We start from the raw sequence: 15,009 nt of genomic DNA, 5'->3' as shown, positions 1-15,009 counted from the left end.
AGCCGCGCCGCACCTGTTGCGGGCGCGACCTTCTGTATTGGCCGCCAGGCCAGGTTTTCCGGGATTTTCCGAAGATGAATATTTCGCGCGGCGAACAGCGCATCCTCCATCTGCTCGCGCAAGGCGGGCGTATCGAACTCGAAAAGGACGAAAACAAGCAGATCGAGCAGATATGGTGCCTCACCCGTGAGGGTTGGGCCTACACGGACTTCGATCTCGACATGTTTCGCAAGCTGAAGCGGAAGAAGGCTATCGCTTCTTCCAATGGCGGCCCCTACCGCATAACCCGCCACGGGCTGCGGTTGGTCCGCGCCGAGCAGAACAACAGATAATTTCTGATACTGGCTTCGCCGGCCCGGCTTTCGGGTCGGCGGACGTCTTCCGAAGGGTCAGGCGGTCGCGATATAGGCCTTGATCTCCTCGGCTTCGCGTTCGACATCCTCTATCCTGCGCTTGACCACGTCGCCGATCGAAATGATGCCGTCCAGCCGACCGTCCTTCTCCACCGGCAGGTGACGGAAACGGCCACGCGTCATGATTTCCATGATCTCGTTGACCGTATGGCTTTCGTTGCAGATGTTCACCTTCGGCGTCATCACCGCGCGCACCGGCTGCTCCAGCGCCGCAGCACCATCCTTGGCAAGGACGCGGACCACGTCGCGTTCGGAGAGAATGCCGACGATCTTGCGGTCGCCATTGGTGACTACCAGCGCGCCGATCCTGTGTTCGACCAGGAGCTTGATCGCGTCCGCCAGTTTCTCGTTGGGTCCGAACGTGACGACGTCGTGTCCCTTGGTGTCGAGAATCGACTTCACCGTCATGGGCGCCTCCTTTGGCATATGCCGGAGCAAGCCAACGGGCTTACGCTCCGTAAGGTAGGCATGGTGCTCTTAGGCGCCCTCTATTTCAAGCCCGATGCATCGCTCCGGGTGACTGGCAGGCTGGGTCAGGCAGCGAGCCGATCGCTTCGACGGTCGAAAAACTGAATACCGAAGAAGCCGATCAGGAAACCACCGACATGCGCCTCCCAGGCGATGCGGTCGGAAACGCCAGGCGCGAAGCCGACGATGCCGGTGACGAAGTTGACGACCAGCCAGACGATCAGGAAGGTCATCACCGTGCGCGAGCGCAGGACCACGGAAATGGGCAGCGGCGCGCCCGAAAAGGCTGCGCGCCCGGAAGAGCGGTCTATGATGAAGCCGAAACGGGCGGCGGCTCCCATCATGCCGGCGATGGCGCCCGAAGCACCGACCAGCGGGGCCTGGTCCATCGAATGCAGGCTGTAGTGCAGCCCGGCAGCAGCAACCGCCGACACGATCCAGAACAAGGAAAACCGGAAGCCACCCAGGCGATTGGCCAATGGCGAGCCAAAGGCCGCGAGCCACACCATGTTGACGAAAAGGTGGGTGAAACTGCCATGCAGCAAGGAATAGGTGATTGGGCTCGTATAGGCGTAGAGGTCGAAGTCGTACTGTCCCGAGTAGCGGATCGGAATGAAGGCCGTGCGTATCAGCAGCGCCAGATCCTGATCGGGCGTCAGCAGATAGGCGCGGATCAGATGAATGCCGACGCACAGCGCGATGGCGAGAATTACGCTGCCAGGCAGGTTGAACACTGGTTCGCGTCCTTGGCGCCCAGCCGTTCTTTCGTCGCCGCGTTCTTCCGGATTCGTCTCGTTCATGCTCGCTACCAGATATGAGTCTGCCGACAGCCTTAGAGCAACGAAACACGAATCACAAAGAAAAGCCGTCCAAGGTCACCCTTGGACGGCTGGTCGAGCCCCCCAGCTCTCCCTAGATCTCTTGACTGAAGTGCTGTCGATCGCCGGAGCAATCGGTGCTGCATAGTTTTACCGTGTCACACGCCCACACACCCCGCAACATAAACCATTTGTTAACCTTAACATCCCGGAACGGTTAACCATCTGATAACGGGACTGGCACGGCACCTGCTTCGCCACGCATGTAGGCCATCGAACAACGCCTTTCTGTTCGCCGATGGAACACACAGGACGACAGATCGCGCGGAGCGGAGCAGTATGAAACAAGACGGATCGATCGACCTGTTCCAATATTGGAATCGATTGCGCGACGGGCGCCCCGCCCCGAAGCGGACTGAAATCGAGCCCGCCGATATCAAGAGCCTGCTGGCCGACACCTTCATCCTCGAGCGCGACACCCGGGGCGAAGCAGTGTTCCGCCTGGCCGGAACGCGGCTTTGCGCGACCCATGGGCGCGAACTCAAAGGGTTTTCCTTCCCCTCTCTGTGGCGCGACAAGGACCAGCGGCTCATCGCCCGCTTCGCCTACAGTGTGTTCAACTCCAAATCCGTGATCGTCATCGCCTTCGAAGGCCACTCGGCCGCGGGCCGCTCCAATCCATTCGAACTCCTGCTGCTGCCCCTCGACGGAGGCCTTGAAAATCCACGAGCGCTGGGCATCGTCAGCCCTTGTGCAAAGCCGTTCTGGCTGGGCTCCGACCCGATCGTCGAAGCAACGATCGAATCGGTGCGCGTCGTCGACCCCGATCGCGAGCCGCTGTTCTTGCGCAACCGGCCATCGATCCCCGTCCCGCCGCTCGTGCCGAGCGACAGTGTCTTCTCGGAATCGGCCAAGGCGATGGGGGCTCGTCGCATTCGCCATCTCGTTGTGCTCAAGGGCGGACGCGACTCTTAGTCAGCATCCTCAAGCCCAACAAAACAGCCACTGGTTCAACGGCTTACTTGCCGTGTGCCAGCTTGCTGGCTTACCCGTTTGTTAACCTATATGGCCATATTCTGCAGCAACCGACGGCTGCGTGCTGGCGCGGTCAAACGATACTTGGCAGAGGCAGTCGATGAGATCAGCGGCGATCAGCAGCGCGCCGTCTTCGGCAGAGAAGCGCAACTTCCAGCGCGTCCGCATCAATATCTACGGCCGCTTCATGCTCGAGGATCGAACCGAGCATCCCTGCCAGGTCATCGACATGTCTCCGGGCAACGCCGCACTTCGTTGCGAGACGACCGGCCAGCCGGGTGAGAAGGTGATCGCCTATCTCGATCATATCGGCCGCATCGAGGGCGTCATCGCACGCATCCTGCCCGACGGCTTTGCGATGACCGTCATCGCCTCCGACCGCAAGCGCGACAAGCTGGCGGCGCAGCTGACCTGGCTTGCCAACAAGCATGAGCTTGCCCTGCCGGAAGACCGCCGCCACGAACGCGTCGCGCCGCGCAATCCGATGAGCACGCTGCACCTCAACGATGGCCGTCAGTACCGCTGCCGGATCATCGACCTATCGCTGTCGGGCGCCGCACTTGAGATCGATGTCAAGCCAGCCATCGGCGTGCAGGTCACGCTCGGGACGATGCGCGGCCAGGTCGTTCGTCATTTCGACGAAGGCGTGGCAATCGAATTTGCCGTGGTCCAGCGGCCCGAAACGCTCGACATGGAATTCAATCGCGCCGACTGACGCCGACAGCGATTTTTATTTTTCTTATCAGCAAGAAGGACCGGCTCTGCCGGTCCTTTTTCTTTTGGGTGCCAGACGGCCGCGCATTGGGCTTTGTAGTCACCTGTCCGCCAGTACCCAAATTCGATAAAATTTTATTCAAATTCTATATTTGTTTTATTCAAAGAAAGATCAATTTAGACCTGGGTTTTACTCAATAAGTACTGCGCGATTTTGCCCGGAATAAATTCAAGCCTGTCAATGTGGCATCAAACGGGGATGTGCCACAATGACAAAAACAAAAGCAATTGCACTGGCTTTCGCAGCGCTGATTGGCCTGACCGGGATGGCCGCACAGGCAATCGCGGGCCAGCCTTTCATGAAGGTCAGCGGGCGCACGACGCAGCCGATCGGCCACTATGAATTCTGCATTCGCCTGCCGGAAGAGTGCCGCCAGCTGACGCCCAAGCAGCCGCCCGTCGAACTGACGCGCCAGCTTTGGGCCGCAGTCGTCGACGTCAACAACGCGGTCAACACCGAGGTCATGCCCCGCACCGACCTGGAGAATTACGGCCAGGAAGAATATTGGGCCTATCCGGACAACGGCTACGGCGACTGCGAGGACTATGCTCTGGAAAAGCGCCGCCGCCTCATGGCTCTGGGCATTCCGGCCGGAAACCTGCTGATGACGGTCGTCCGTCAGCCCAACGGCGAAGGCCACGCGGTCCTGACGGTCCGCACGAGCCGCGGCGAGTTCATCCTCGACAATCTGGAAGCGCGCGTCATGCCTTGGGCCGACACGAAATACACCTACCTCAAGCGCCAGTCCGACCAGAATTCCGGCGTGTGGATGCAGATCAACAACGGCCGCGCCGATGAGGTGGCCAGCGTTCGCTGACAAAGGACAGGAACAAGCCCGGTCGAGTCCCCCATCCCCATATAAAGCGACCGGGTTTCAGGAGCCGGCCCAGTCCCCAGGGCCGGCTCCACTCATTTCGGCGGGAGCCTTGATCAGGCCTTGGCGAACCCGGCCTTGAAGCGTTTGGCGTTGGCGACATAGTGCTCGGCCGATTTGCGCAACCCTTCGATGGTAGCGTCGTCCAGCACCCTGACAGCCTTGGCCGGCGCGCCGACGATCAGCGAATTGTCGGGAAACTCCTTGCCTTCGGTAACCAGCGCCCCGGCGCCGACCAGGCAATTCCTGCCGATCCTGGCGCCGTTCAGAACGATGGCGCCCATGCCGATCAGGCTGTTGTCGCCGATGGTGCAGCCGTGCAGGACCGCCCGATGGCCAATGGTGCATCCCGCCCCGATGCTGAGCGGAAAGCCCGGGTCGTTGTGCATCATCGTGTGTTCCTGGATATTGGTGTCGGCGCCGATCGTGATCGGGTCATTGTCCCCGCGGATCACCGCGCCGAACCAGATGCCGACATTCCGGCCGATCTTCACAATGCCGATCACCGTCGCGTCCGGCGCGATCCAGTTGCTGCCCTCGTCCTCGAACTCGGGCTTCGTTCCGTCGATCGCATAAATGGACATCGTTCCTCCAGACCTCGATAAGCACCAGCGTTGCCCCTAGGGCAAACGCATCTTTACCGCCCGTTTACCATGAAATTGCAAAGTTCCCAGACTGCCGCGACGCACGGCCAGCAGGAGATTCCAATGAAAGAGGCCGCAACGGCGGAAGGAACGATCAGCAAGATCGACGGTTCGCTGATGCGCAAGGTGTTTTATGTCTTTGCGGTGCTCGCCCTATTGTCGGTAGCCATCAATGTCGGCGGCAAATGGCTGGGCCGCACGATCGCGCTGGCCGGGCATACAGAAGACCGCACCGTGCATGAGATCGTCATCGGCAACAACGTGCTGGCGGTACCGTCCAATGCGATCCGGTTCGAGAAATCCCGGCACGACGGCGTCGCCTCGCGACTGGACATCTATCTCAGGTGGCCAGACATGGAGGGCTACTCGGAAGCCACTCGCGACGACTTCAACAATGCCGACGGCTCTCGCCGCATCCTGTTCATGTCGTTCGAGGAACGCATGATGTCGCGCGACATGAGCGGCCGCTTCGCGCCGATCTACAGCTCGCTCATCAAGCAGCCCGGAACGCCAGGTCCGGGCGGCCTGACGTTCTACGAATTCAACGAGAAATCTGGATATATGAACGAGGTTCTTGCAGTTGCCGCGCGTCCGGGAAAGGACCCATTCGTCGCCCGCTGCCTGACGGGCGCAAGCGCCGATGAATCGCTCGCGCCTTGCGAGCGCGACATTCATCTGGGCGACGATCTGAGCCTCAGCTATCGCTTTCCGCGGGAGCTTTTGGCCGACTGGCAGCAACTGGAAGCAAGCGTGAACGCCAAGGCGGCGCAATACCTGAAGACCGGCCGCTGAAGCGGCCAGCCGGCGGTTTAACTAGGCCAGGTCGATGTCGAGGATCGCCATCGAGAAATTGTAGTCGCCGTCGTCCTCGTCCTTGAACACGATGCCGAGGAATTCGTCACCGATATAGACTTCAGCCGAGTCGTTCTTGCGCGGGCGTGCCTTCACCTGCAGCAGCGGATTCTGGAAGGTCCGCTTGAAATATGCGTCGAGTTTTCTGATTTCTTCCGGCTTCAACACTCTTCTCCCGATGGCGGGTTGGATCGATGGAAAGCGCTTCTGACACGCCTAGCTTGGCGATGTAAAGGCAACGCGGGAACAAACTCACCGAACGACGCGGCAGCGTGCACCGGCCATCACGAGGACCACAAAAGGCCGGGCCTCAAATATCGAACGTGACCACGTGATCCATGGCCTGCGACGGCAGGAACTGGTCCATCTGCCGCGCCGGCTGGTCGCATCCGGTTTCGCCGACAACACGGGCCGGCACGCCGGCGACCGTCTTGTTATGCGGCACAGGCGAAAGCACCACCGAACCGGCGGCGACCTTCGCGCAATGGCCGACCTCGATATTGCCGAGGATTTTCGCGCCGGCGCCGATAAGCACGCCATGGCGAATCTTGGGATGGCGGTCGCCGCCGGCCTTGCCGGTGCCGCCGAGCGTCACGCCGTGCAGAATCGAGACATCGTCTTCGATCACCGCGGTCTCGCCGACGACCAGCCCCGTGGCATGGTCGATGAAGATGCCCTTGCCCATCTTCGACGCCGGGTGGATGTCGGTCTGGAACACGGACGACGAGCGGCTTTGCAGATAGAGCGCGAAATCGCGGCGGCCGCGGCTCCACAGCCAGTGCGCCAGGCGATGCGTCTGGATGGCGTGGAAGCCCTTGAAGTAGAGCACCGGCATCATGAAGCGGTCGCAGGCCGGATCGCGGTCGTAATAGGCCTGGATGTCGACGCGCACCGTCGTCGCCCAATCGGGATTGTCGGCGAGCATCGCCTCGAAGGTCTGGCGGATGAGATCGGCGCCAAGATCCTGGTGCGCCAGGCGCTCGGCCAGCCGGTGCATCACCGCATCCTCGAGGCTGTTCTGGTTCAGGATGGTCGAATAGAGGAAAGCAGCGAGCAACGGATCGCGCGACACCGCCTCCATGGCTTCGTCGCGCACGGAACTCCAGATCGGATCGATCGGCTGAAGCGTTCCGGTACGCTGGGCGCTGCTTGTCGTCATCGGTATCTCCGTTGCCTGCCTTGGCATTACGTCACCGGACGTATAGGCCACACGCTAGCATGTTTGAACTCAATTTTCCTAATCTTAGTGTCAAATGGACATGCATCGCAGCGATTCAAGCGACGACGGAAAACAATCCCTCAACGACCGGTAAGACGGGATAAATCGCGTTCTAAAGCGGGTTCTCGGCGTAAAACTCCAGAACGCGCTTCTTGAAGGTGCGATCGCCGACCGCAAGCATATGGTCCCTGCCCTCGATGTCGAAGGCCTCGGCATTCGGCATCAGCGCCGCCAGCTGCTCGGCTGAGCCGGCAATGTCGTCCTTGGTGCCGACGGCAATCAGCGTCGGCTGCATGATGCGAGCAACCTCGGGCTCGGTCAGTTCCGCACGCGAGGTGGAGATGCAGGCGGCGAGCGCCTCGCGGTCGCTCCTCGTCTGATCGGCAAAAGCGCGGAACATTTTTCCACGCGTATGGGAGATGTCCGCAGGGCTAGGCGCCAGCAGCGCTTCGGCAATCGGATCCCAGTCGCCCACGCCATCGATCATTCCGTAGCCGAGACCGCCAAGAACCAGCGTCGCCACCTTCTCCGGGGTTGCCAGAGCCATGAAGGCCGAAACCCGTGCACCCATCGAATAGCCCATGACATGGGCGCGCTCGATGCCGAGATGATCGAGAAGTGCCGCCGCGTCGCTTGCCATTTTTTCAGGCGTGTAGTCGACCGGCTCGTAGCTCTTGGACGAAAGGCCGTGGCCGCGATTGTCGAGCGCGATGGCGCGATAACCGGCCTCGGTCAGTGTCTTCACCCAACCCGGCGACACCCAGTTGACCAGATGGTTCGAGGCAAAGCCGTGGATCAGAAGGACAGGGTCGCCTTGCCCTTCCTTCGGCTTCTGATCGATGAAAGCCAGGTGGAAGCCGTCATGGTCGAAAAACTGCGTCACGACTGGAAGTCTCCGCGGAGAAAGCCAGCCTAGTTCCCCGAGCTGGCGGCGCTGATAACGGGGTGGCGCAAGACGTCGCCATCCTTGATGCCGGCCTTTTCCGCCATACCGGCCTTCAATTCAAGCACGAAGCGCACGGGATCGGCGGGCGCGATCAGTGCCTCCGAAAAGGGCTCGCCGCAGCGAACCGCCTTCACCGTGCCGTCCTGGCCAATGAAGACGAGGTCGAGCGCCATCGGCGTGTTCTTCATCCAGAAGCCGACCGGCTGGGTCCTGTCGAAAACGAAGAGCATGCCATGGTCGTCGGACATCTTCTCGCGGAACATCAGGCCGGCTGCGCGCTCATTGTCGTTGTCGGCGACCTCGATGGAAAAGGAGTGCTCTCCCTTGGCGGTCTCGGCAACCAGCGGCGCGGGATCGTTCGCCAGAAGCATCGGCTGCCCATCGGCGATGGACGACGCGGGCAATGCCAAATAGAGGAACGCGCCGAGCATGGCGGCGAAAATCGCGCCGGCGGCGCACCAGGTCCTGCGGGTCATTGATATTCCCTGTTTCGACTTCGGGCCATCGGTCCGAAGAGCACCAAATCGTACGCTACGCTGAAAATCGTCCTGCCGAACGCACAGGGAGCCAACGATGTTCCCTACCCGGTCTCAGGCAGCGAATCTCGACTCAATGCGCGATCGGGAGCGTTCCGATATCGGGGTGAATTTCGGCGGCCATGAGGCCTTTATCGCCACGCCCGTAGCGCAGCAGAACCACCTGGCCCGGGCGCAGCTCGGTCAGGCCGTAGCGACGCAGGGTTTCCATGTGGATGAAGATGTCTTCCGTTCCCTCGCCGCGCGTCAGGAAGCCAAAGCCCTTGGTGCGGTTGAACCATTTCACCAGCGCCCGCTCCAGCCCGCTTTCGGCGGTGACGGCGACATGGGTGCGCTGTTCCTGTGACTCGGCGGGATGAACGGCGGTCGAGTTGTCCATCGACAGGACGCGGAAGGCCTGCAGGCCGCGTTCGCCCTGCTTGGCAAGGCAAACGACGCGAGCGCCTTCAAGGGCGGTCTGGAAGCCATCGCGGCGCAGGGAAGTCACATGAAGGAGAACGTCGGACGAGCCGTCGTCCGGCAGGATGAAGCCGTAGCCCTTGGCCACGTCGAACCACTTGATGGCTCCAGAGACCTCGACCAGATTGACGCCTTCGCCGGTCTCGTCACGGTCCAAGGCTTCGTTTCCGACTAAGTCCCGTTCCGCGAAAGAGGCCCTCTCCCCCATTCGACCGCACCTTTTCTCGATTACGCCGCCACTGATTCTTAAACGCAGATTAACACTTTGGGCTTGCGTGAGTGCAAGAGCCGCCTTGGCTTTTTTCACCGTTTAAGGTGATCAATACTGTGGATCATCTTACCACATAAGGCTTCTGGCCCATCGCAGGTTGCCCTGGTGCGGGAAGCCGCCCTATGTTCCGGCCATCCAACCCAGGGACAGAGAAAATGCGCTATCTGCACACAATGGTTCGCGTTGCCGACGTGGACGTTTCGATGGATTTCTATTGCAACAAGCTCGGCATGAAAGAGGTGCGCCGTTATGAAAGCGAAGCCGGCCGCTTCACACTGATCTACCTCGCCGCCCGCGACGACGAGAAGGCCGGCGTCTCCGAACACGCGCCGCTGCTCGAGCTGACCTACAACTGGGATCCGGAAGCCTACACCGGCGGCCGCAACTTCGGTCACCTCGCCTATGAAGTCGACGATATCTATGCCACCTGCCAGCAGCTGATGGACAAGGGCGTGACCATCAACCGCCCGCCGCGCGACGGCCACATGGCCTTCATCAAGTCGCCCGACGGCATCTCGATCGAACTGCTGCAGAAGGGACCGGCCAAGGAAAAGGCCGAGCCCTGGGCCTCCATGTCGAACACCGGCAGCTGGTAAAGATCACCGCCCCGCGCCCCAGCCAACGCTCGGGCGCGGGCCACAGACTTATTGCGCTCCGCGGCCAGCGTGCTAACACCGCAGGCACAGGATTTGTCCGCAGGAGCGTTTCACAATGAAGGACGTGCTGAAGGAACTCGAACGCCGCCGCGAAATCGCGCGTGCCGGCGGAGGCAAAGCCCGCGTCGAGGCTCAGCATGCCAAGGGCAAGCTCACCGCCCGCGAGCGCATCGAGATTTTCCTCGATGAAGGCTCCTTCGAAGAGTTCGACATGTATGTCGAACACCGCTCGACCGACTTCGGCATGGAAAAGAGCAAGATCGCCGGTGATGGCGTGGTCACCGGCTGGGGTACTGTGAACGGCCGACCGGTCTATCTCTTCGCCAAGGATTTCACCGTGTTTGGCGGCTCGCTGTCGGAAGCGCATGCCGAAAAGGTGCAGAAGGTGCAGGACATGGCCCTGCGCAACCGCGCGCCGATCATCGGCCTCTATGACGCAGGCGGCGCGCGCATCCAGGAAGGCGTGGCGGCGCTTGGCGGCTATGCCGAAATCTTTCAGCGCAACGTGCTCGCCTCGGGCGTGATCCCGCAGATTTCCGTCATCATGGGCCCCTGCGCCGGCGGCGACGTCTATTCGCCGGCCATGACCGACTTCATCTTCATGGTGCGTGACACGTCCTACATGTTCGTCACCGGTCCTGACGTGGTGAAGACCGTGACCAACGAGACGGTCACCGCCGAGCAGCTCGGCGGCGCGTCGGTCCACACCACGAAATCCTCCATCGCCGACGGCGCATACGACAATGACGTCGAGACGCTTCTGCAGATGCGCCGGCTGGTCGACTTCCTGCCGGCCTCGAACACTGCCGAGATTCCGGAAATCGAATGCTTCCAGTCGGTCACCGAGCACGACATGTCGCTCGACCGCCTGATCCCGGACAATGCCAACAAGCCCTACGACATCAAGGAGCTGATCCTGAAGACAGTCGACGAGGGCGATTTCTTCGAGATCCAGCCGAGCTTCGCCAAAAACATCGTCACCGGCTTCGGACGCATGGAAGGCCGCACGGTGGGCTTCGTCGCCAACCAACCGATGGTGCTTGCCGGCGTGCTGGATTCGGACGCCAGCCGCAAGGCAGCCCGCTTCGTGCGTTTCTGCGACTGCTTCAATATCCCGATCGTCACCTTCGTGGACGTTCCCGGCTTCCTGCCCGGCACGAGCCAGGAATATGGCGGCCTCATCAAGCATGGCGCCAAGCTGCTCTTTGCCTATGCCGAGGCAACCGTGCCCAAGGTCACCGTCATCACCCGCAAGGCCTTCGGCGGCGCCTATGACGTCATGGCTTCAAAGCACCTGCGCGGCGACATGAACTATGCCTGGCCGACGGCCCAGATCGCGGTGATGGGCGCCAAGGGCGCGGTGGAGATCATCTACCGCAAGGACATCGGCGATCCGGAAAAGATCGCAGCGCATACAAAGACTTACGAGGATCGCTTCCTGTCGCCCTTCGTCGCCGCCGAACGCGGCTATATCGACGAGGTGATCATGCCGCATTCCACGCGTCGCCGCGTGGCGCGAGCGCTGCGCATGCTGCGCAACAAGGACCTCCAGAACCCCTGGAAGAAGCACGACAACATCCCGCTCTGAGCGGGGTGTTCTCGCCTTCGTTTAAAACGCTGCGTTCAGCTCACCCAGCGCAGGACGTCGTTGTACTCGTCGAGGTCGACGTAGAAGATCCTGGTGATTTCCGCGATCAAGTCTTCGCGGTCGTAACCCCGCGAGCGCAGGATGGTCACCGCGGTGAAAATGTCCACGCGCTCTGTAAGACGCGGCTTTAGACAGTCGTCATCGACTATGTTCTGCATCGGCTTTCCCCTCGCCAATAGCCCAGACGCTAAGAACGCCGACAAGAACACAGCGGAATGACAGCGATCGTGCGCGCGAGCCCTGCCCGGCTCGAGGGCGCTGCAACTCTCCAGAACGACGCTTGATGAACGGCCCGACTCAACTGAGGGCGAAATCAGCTTAACACGCGTTTTCATTGACGCCACGTTCAGCATGTTGGCGTCTTTCATCGACCTTTCAGAGTATCCTTTTCCGATTGACGACACCGCCATACGTCGTTTCCATGAGGTTCATGGTCGGAGGTCGGTATTCGGATGAACCGGGATCTTGAAAAGGCCAAGTCGTTCTATGCCAAGCTGATGGCGACGGCGAGCCGATCTAACGATCCGCGGCTGGAACAGGCGTTCAGGATGGTTGCGCGCGAAGCCTTCCTGCCGCGGGGACCATGGAAGATCATGGTCGACAACTCCTATGTCGAAACGCCCGACGCCGATCCCGTCTATCTCTACCAGAACGCTCTGGTGGCGCTCGATGCCGAAAAGGGCATCAACAATGGCGAGCCATATCTGCATGCGGCCTGGATCGGCGCCGTCGCGCCGCAGCCTGGCGAGCTTGTCTGCCACATCGGCGCCGGCACGGGCTATTACACGGCGATCCTGTCGTTGCTGGTGCAGCCAAGTGGCCGGGTCGACGCCTTCGAGATCGAAGCGGAACTTGCCCGGCAGGCTGGGCACAATCTGAAATCGTATGAAAACGTTAGGGTGACCTTGGGCGACGCGACCAAGCTTCCCCTCCCCGAATACGACCTGGTCTATGTGAACGCCGGCGTCACCTCCCCGCCCGTCGCGTGGCTGCGAGCACTGCGGCGGGATGGCCGGATGATCTTCCCATGGCGCCCGTCCGACGCCATCGGGCTTACGCTGCTGGTGCGGCGCTTTCCCAATGGCTTCTCGGCGCGGCCACTGATGGGCGCCTGGTTCATTCCATGCAGTGGCGCATCGAGCACGGAAAGCTGCAGCAAGACACCGGATCGCCGGGAGGCTCATATGGTCGCCTCACTCTGGCCGACGAGCGAGCGAGAGCCGGACGAAACAGCCGTCGCGATCTATGGCGACCTATGGTTCTCATCCGCCCCGCTGCCAGTCTGAATTGAAGCGGCACAGTTCTTTCGAGGGGAAACAGATGCCCGGAAATTCCCACGTAGTGGTCGTCGGCGCCGGCATAATCGGCGCGTCGCTAGCTTGGCATCTGGTCCGCGCCGGCGCGCGCGTCACGATTGTCGAAGCGGGTGCCGCGGGCGGTGTCGCGACGTCAAACTCCTTCGGGTGGCTGAATGCCAGCTGGGGCAATCCTGAGCCCTATTTTCGCCTGCGTATACGTTCGATGACCGAGTGGCGCAGGCTGGAACGCGAGGTCCCGGGCCTGCCAGTCTCGTGGAGCGGCGGGCTGATCTGGGACCTGCCGCCGGACAAACTGGCAGACTTTGCGCGAGAGCACGCCGCATGGGGCTACGGCATCCGCAGCGTGGATCGCAAGGAAGCGGCGCGGCTCGAGCCTCAGCTCGCCGATGCTCCGGAATTCGTGCTGCATGTGGCGGAAGAAGGCGTTGCCGAGCCATTGGCAACCTCCCGTGCTTTGATGGCTGCAGCAGTGGCTGCGGGCGCGAAGCTTCTGGAAGGCCGCAGCGTGACCTCCATCAGGATCGGCACACATGGCGTGTCGGGCGTTGAGACCGACGCAGGCCCGATCGAGGCCGACATGGTCGCGGTTGCGGCTGGCGTCGAAACGCCTTCAATGCTCGCGACGGCGGGCGTAAAACTTCCGCTGTCCACGCCGCCCGGCATGCTGGTCGTCTCTCGCCCACACCGGCGCCTGCTTGACGGTTTGGTCATGGCGCCGGAATTGCACATGCGCCAGACCGCGGATGGGCGGCTCGTCGCGGGCGGCGATTTCGAGGGAAATGTTCCGAGCAAGAACATCGCCGCTGCAGCGGCAACGCTGTTTTCGGCCATGCAGCGCATGCTGCGCGCCGGCGAAGAACTGTCCCTTGAGCGACATCTGCTCGGCCACCGGCCGGTTCCCGGCGACGGGTTTCCGGCGGTCGGCGCCGCCTCTGGCGTCGAAGGCCTCTACGTCGCCGTGATGCATTCCGGCATGACGCTTGCGCCCGCCGTCGGACGTTTCCTCGCTGAGGAGATGCTGGGCGGTCGTCGAGAGCCGCTTCTTAGCCCCTACGGCCTGGAACGCTTTGCTGGGGTGGAAGCATCCGCCTCGACAACGGTTTGACTTTGCGCGATCCTGTGAATTCTCAAGCCTGCCTAGAATGAACTCGGCATAACAACTGAAGTTTGGGAATTATTTTCTCACAGGACAAAATACACAAGAACCAATCGCGTTCCTTTCGTGCGATCATTCTGACAGTTTGAGGCCAGTCGCAACCGTTCGGCAGATGCGCCGGACAAACCCAGGATGGCACCAACATGAAATGGTTGAACACGTTGCTCGTCGCCGGCGCGCTGCAGCTTCTGGCGCTTGCTCCCGGCCATGCGGGCTCAAACCTTGATGAAATCAAATCTTCGGGCACCTTCCGCATCGGTACCGAGGGAACCTATGCGCCGTTCACCTATCATGATGCCTCGGGCAAGCTGGTCGGCTTCGATGTCGAGATCGGCGAAGAGGTTGCAAAACGCCTCGGCGTGAAGGCCCAGTTCCTGGAAGGCCGCTGGGACGGCCTGATCGCAGGCCTGGATGCCAACCGCTACGACGCGGTCATCAACCAGGTCGGCATCACCGAAGAGCGCAAGAAGAAATACGATTTCTCCGAGCCCTACATCGCCTCGAAGGCCGCACTGATCGTGCGCGGCGACAATGAGGCCATCAAGAGCTTCGCCGACCTCAAGGACAAGAAGTCGGCCCAGTCGCTCACCAGCAACTTCGCCAAGCTGGCCGAGGCCTCCGGCGCGCAGCTGGTCGGCACGGACGGCTTTGACCAGTCGATCCAGCTCGTTCTCAACGGCCGGGCGGACGCCACCATCAATGACAGCCTGTCCTTCCTCGATTTCAAGAAGCACAAGCCCGATGCCAATGTGAAAATCGCCGCCACCGAGGACAAGGCCGACTATTCGGGCATCATCATCCGCAAGGGTGAACCCGAACTGCTCGCCGCCATCAATGCAGCACTGAAAGAAATCCAGGCTGACGGCACCTATCAGAAGATTGCGGACAAATATTTCGGGCAGGACGTCTCGAAATAAGTC

19 protein-coding genes are annotated in these 15,009 nt (G+C 61.2%); 10 read left to right on the top strand and 9 right to left on the bottom strand.

The features are described 5' to 3' along the window. Positions 1 to 74: 74 nt before the first annotated feature. The gene (locus M2281_RS17475; RefSeq protein WP_280822444.1) at positions 75 to 332 is read left to right on the top strand and encodes a YjhX family toxin; all 258 of its coding nucleotides are present in this window, start codon (positions 75 to 77) and stop codon (positions 330 to 332) included. 57 nt (positions 333 to 389) lie between these two features. Here the strand turns inward: M2281_RS17475 and M2281_RS17470 are convergent, their stop codons facing one another. Both M2281_RS17470 and M2281_RS17465 read right to left on the bottom strand, forming a co-directional pair. Beyond that, positions 390 to 821 carry a CBS domain-containing protein gene (locus M2281_RS17470; protein WP_280822443.1) on the bottom strand — a complete coding sequence of 144 codons (432 nt, stop codon included), beginning with the start codon at positions 819 to 821 and terminating at the stop codon, positions 390 to 392. 125 nt (positions 822 to 946) lie between these two features. Then, positions 947 to 1,681 (bottom strand): rhomboid family intramembrane serine protease, encoded by a 735-nt coding sequence (locus M2281_RS17465; protein WP_280822442.1) that lies wholly within the window; start codon positions 1,679 to 1,681, stop codon positions 947 to 949. A gap of 357 nt (positions 1,682 to 2,038) precedes the next feature. Here M2281_RS17465 and M2281_RS17460 point away from each other — a divergent pair, with 357 nt between their 5' ends. From M2281_RS17460 to M2281_RS17450, 3 genes are all read left to right on the top strand, one after another. After that, complete coding sequence (locus tag M2281_RS17460) at positions 2,039 to 2,674, top strand: PAS domain-containing protein (protein ID WP_280822440.1); 636 nt, start codon at positions 2,039 to 2,041, stop codon at positions 2,672 to 2,674. 160 nt (positions 2,675 to 2,834) lie between these two features. Continuing rightward, complete coding sequence (locus M2281_RS17455) at positions 2,835 to 3,449, top strand: PilZ domain-containing protein (RefSeq protein ID WP_280822439.1); 615 nt, start codon at positions 2,835 to 2,837, stop codon at positions 3,447 to 3,449. 325 nt (positions 3,450 to 3,774) lie between these two features. Then, positions 3,775 to 4,326, top strand: a complete 552-nt coding sequence (locus tag M2281_RS17450) for a transglutaminase-like cysteine peptidase (protein WP_280822507.1) — start codon at positions 3,775 to 3,777, stop codon at positions 4,324 to 4,326. Between the two features lie 113 nt (positions 4,327 to 4,439). Here M2281_RS17450 and M2281_RS17445 read toward each other — a convergent pair whose 3' ends face one another. Beyond that, on the bottom strand, positions 4,440 to 4,967 hold the full coding sequence (locus tag M2281_RS17445; RefSeq protein ID WP_280822438.1) for a gamma carbonic anhydrase family protein: 528 nt from the start codon (positions 4,965 to 4,967) through the stop codon (positions 4,440 to 4,442). Positions 4,968 to 5,090: 123 nt separating this feature from the next. On the opposite strand from M2281_RS17445, the gene M2281_RS17440 reads away from it, so the two are divergent. Further along, positions 5,091 to 5,819, top strand: coding sequence for a hypothetical protein (locus M2281_RS17440; RefSeq protein WP_280822437.1), 729 nt, complete (start codon positions 5,091 to 5,093; stop codon positions 5,817 to 5,819). Positions 5,820 to 5,840: 21 nt separating this feature from the next. Here M2281_RS17440 and M2281_RS17435 read toward each other — a convergent pair whose 3' ends face one another. The 5 genes from M2281_RS17435 to M2281_RS17415 all read right to left on the bottom strand — a co-directional run bounded on the left by M2281_RS17435 (position 5,841) and on the right by M2281_RS17415 (position 9,247). Beyond that, positions 5,841 to 6,044 (bottom strand): DUF3126 family protein, encoded by a 204-nt coding sequence (locus M2281_RS17435; RefSeq protein WP_280822436.1) that lies wholly within the window; start codon positions 6,042 to 6,044, stop codon positions 5,841 to 5,843. Positions 6,045 to 6,189: 145 nt separating this feature from the next. Further along, a complete protein-coding gene (gene cysE / locus M2281_RS17430) occupies positions 6,190 to 7,038 on the bottom strand; it encodes a serine O-acetyltransferase (protein WP_280822435.1) in 849 nt (282 codons plus the stop codon). Between the two features lie 172 nt (positions 7,039 to 7,210). After that, the gene (locus tag M2281_RS17425; RefSeq protein ID WP_280822434.1) at positions 7,211 to 7,981 is read right to left on the bottom strand and encodes an alpha/beta fold hydrolase; all 771 of its coding nucleotides are present in this window, start codon (positions 7,979 to 7,981) and stop codon (positions 7,211 to 7,213) included. A 29-nt stretch (positions 7,982 to 8,010) separates the two neighbouring features. After that, the gene (locus M2281_RS17420; RefSeq protein ID WP_280822433.1) at positions 8,011 to 8,520 is read right to left on the bottom strand and encodes a DUF192 domain-containing protein; all 510 of its coding nucleotides are present in this window, start codon (positions 8,518 to 8,520) and stop codon (positions 8,011 to 8,013) included. 133 nt (positions 8,521 to 8,653) lie between these two features. Further along, complete coding sequence (locus tag M2281_RS17415; RefSeq protein ID WP_280822432.1) at positions 8,654 to 9,247, bottom strand: cold-shock protein; 594 nt, start codon at positions 9,245 to 9,247, stop codon at positions 8,654 to 8,656. A 218-nt stretch (positions 9,248 to 9,465) separates the two neighbouring features. Between M2281_RS17415 and gloA the strand changes: the two genes are divergently transcribed. Both gloA and M2281_RS17405 read left to right on the top strand, forming a co-directional pair. Then, a complete protein-coding gene (gene gloA, locus M2281_RS17410) occupies positions 9,466 to 9,906 on the top strand; it encodes a lactoylglutathione lyase (RefSeq protein WP_280822431.1) in 441 nt (146 codons plus the stop codon). Positions 9,907 to 10,021: 115 nt separating this feature from the next. Beyond that, positions 10,022 to 11,554 (top strand): acyl-CoA carboxylase subunit beta, encoded by a 1,533-nt coding sequence (locus M2281_RS17405; protein WP_280822430.1) that lies wholly within the window; start codon positions 10,022 to 10,024, stop codon positions 11,552 to 11,554. A gap of 35 nt (positions 11,555 to 11,589) precedes the next feature. Here the strand turns inward: M2281_RS17405 and M2281_RS17400 are convergent, their stop codons facing one another. After that, complete coding sequence (locus M2281_RS17400) at positions 11,590 to 11,772, bottom strand: hypothetical protein (RefSeq protein ID WP_280822429.1); 183 nt, start codon at positions 11,770 to 11,772, stop codon at positions 11,590 to 11,592. A gap of 294 nt (positions 11,773 to 12,066) precedes the next feature. On the opposite strand from M2281_RS17400, the gene M2281_RS17395 reads away from it, so the two are divergent. The 3 genes from M2281_RS17395 to M2281_RS17385 all read left to right on the top strand — a co-directional run bounded on the left by M2281_RS17395 (position 12,067) and on the right by M2281_RS17385 (position 15,006). After that, complete coding sequence (locus M2281_RS17395; RefSeq protein ID WP_280822428.1) at positions 12,067 to 12,900, top strand: protein-L-isoaspartate O-methyltransferase family protein; 834 nt, start codon at positions 12,067 to 12,069, stop codon at positions 12,898 to 12,900. After that, positions 12,860 to 14,038, top strand: coding sequence for an NAD(P)/FAD-dependent oxidoreductase (locus M2281_RS17390; RefSeq protein ID WP_280822427.1), 1,179 nt, complete (start codon positions 12,860 to 12,862; stop codon positions 14,036 to 14,038). The genes M2281_RS17395 and M2281_RS17390 overlap by 41 nt, the downstream gene beginning before the upstream one ends. Positions 14,039 to 14,232: 194 nt before the next feature. After that, positions 14,233 to 15,006 carry an amino acid ABC transporter substrate-binding protein gene (locus M2281_RS17385; RefSeq protein WP_280822426.1) on the top strand — a complete coding sequence of 258 codons (774 nt, stop codon included), beginning with the start codon at positions 14,233 to 14,235 and terminating at the stop codon, positions 15,004 to 15,006. The last annotated feature ends 3 nt before the right edge of the window (positions 15,007 to 15,009 follow it).

The sequence above is a fragment of the Pseudaminobacter soli (ex Li et al. 2025) genome, assembly GCF_029892515.1.
In the GTDB taxonomy this organism is placed as follows: Bacteria; Pseudomonadota; Alphaproteobacteria; order Rhizobiales; family Rhizobiaceae; genus Pseudaminobacter; species Pseudaminobacter soli_A.
Note: the sequence above shows the minus strand (reverse complement) of the source record. Positions and strands in the feature narration are given on the sequence as shown.

Bases quoted from the DNA above. Each gene is read 5' to 3' on its own strand.
- M2281_RS17405 (WP_280822430.1), top strand. From the start codon at position 10,022: ATGAAGGACGTGCTGAAGGAACTCGAACGCCGCCGCGAAATCGCGCGT.
- M2281_RS17440 (WP_280822437.1), top strand. From the start codon at position 5,091: ATGAAAGAGGCCGCAACGGCGGAAGGAACGATCAGCAAGATCGACGGT.
- M2281_RS17445 (WP_280822438.1), bottom strand. From the start codon at position 4,967: ATGTCCATTTATGCGATCGACGGAACGAAGCCCGAGTTCGAGGACGAG.
- M2281_RS17450 (WP_280822507.1), top strand. From the start codon at position 3,775: ATGGCCGCACAGGCAATCGCGGGCCAGCCTTTCATGAAGGTCAGCGGG.
- cysE (WP_280822435.1), bottom strand. From the start codon at position 7,038: ATGACGACAAGCAGCGCCCAGCGTACCGGAACGCTTCAGCCGATCGAT.
- M2281_RS17390 (WP_280822427.1), top strand. From the start codon at position 12,860: ATGGCGACCTATGGTTCTCATCCGCCCCGCTGCCAGTCTGAATTGAAG.
- M2281_RS17470 (WP_280822443.1), bottom strand. From the start codon at position 821: ATGACGGTGAAGTCGATTCTCGACACCAAGGGACACGACGTCGTCACG.
- M2281_RS17415 (WP_280822432.1), bottom strand. From the start codon at position 9,247: ATGGGGGAGAGGGCCTCTTTCGCGGAACGGGACTTAGTCGGAAACGAA.
- M2281_RS17465 (WP_280822442.1), bottom strand. From the start codon at position 1,681: ATGAACGAGACGAATCCGGAAGAACGCGGCGACGAAAGAACGGCTGGG.
- M2281_RS17475 (WP_280822444.1), top strand. From the start codon at position 75: ATGAATATTTCGCGCGGCGAACAGCGCATCCTCCATCTGCTCGCGCAA.
- M2281_RS17460 (WP_280822440.1), top strand. From the start codon at position 2,039: ATGAAACAAGACGGATCGATCGACCTGTTCCAATATTGGAATCGATTG.
- M2281_RS17400 (WP_280822429.1), bottom strand. From the start codon at position 11,772: ATGCAGAACATAGTCGATGACGACTGTCTAAAGCCGCGTCTTACAGAG.
- M2281_RS17395 (WP_280822428.1), top strand. From the start codon at position 12,067: ATGAACCGGGATCTTGAAAAGGCCAAGTCGTTCTATGCCAAGCTGATG.
- M2281_RS17420 (WP_280822433.1), bottom strand. From the start codon at position 8,520: ATGACCCGCAGGACCTGGTGCGCCGCCGGCGCGATTTTCGCCGCCATG.
- M2281_RS17455 (WP_280822439.1), top strand. From the start codon at position 2,835: ATGAGATCAGCGGCGATCAGCAGCGCGCCGTCTTCGGCAGAGAAGCGC.
- M2281_RS17385 (WP_280822426.1), top strand. From the start codon at position 14,233: ATGAAATGGTTGAACACGTTGCTCGTCGCCGGCGCGCTGCAGCTTCTG.
- gloA (WP_280822431.1), top strand. From the start codon at position 9,466: ATGCGCTATCTGCACACAATGGTTCGCGTTGCCGACGTGGACGTTTCG.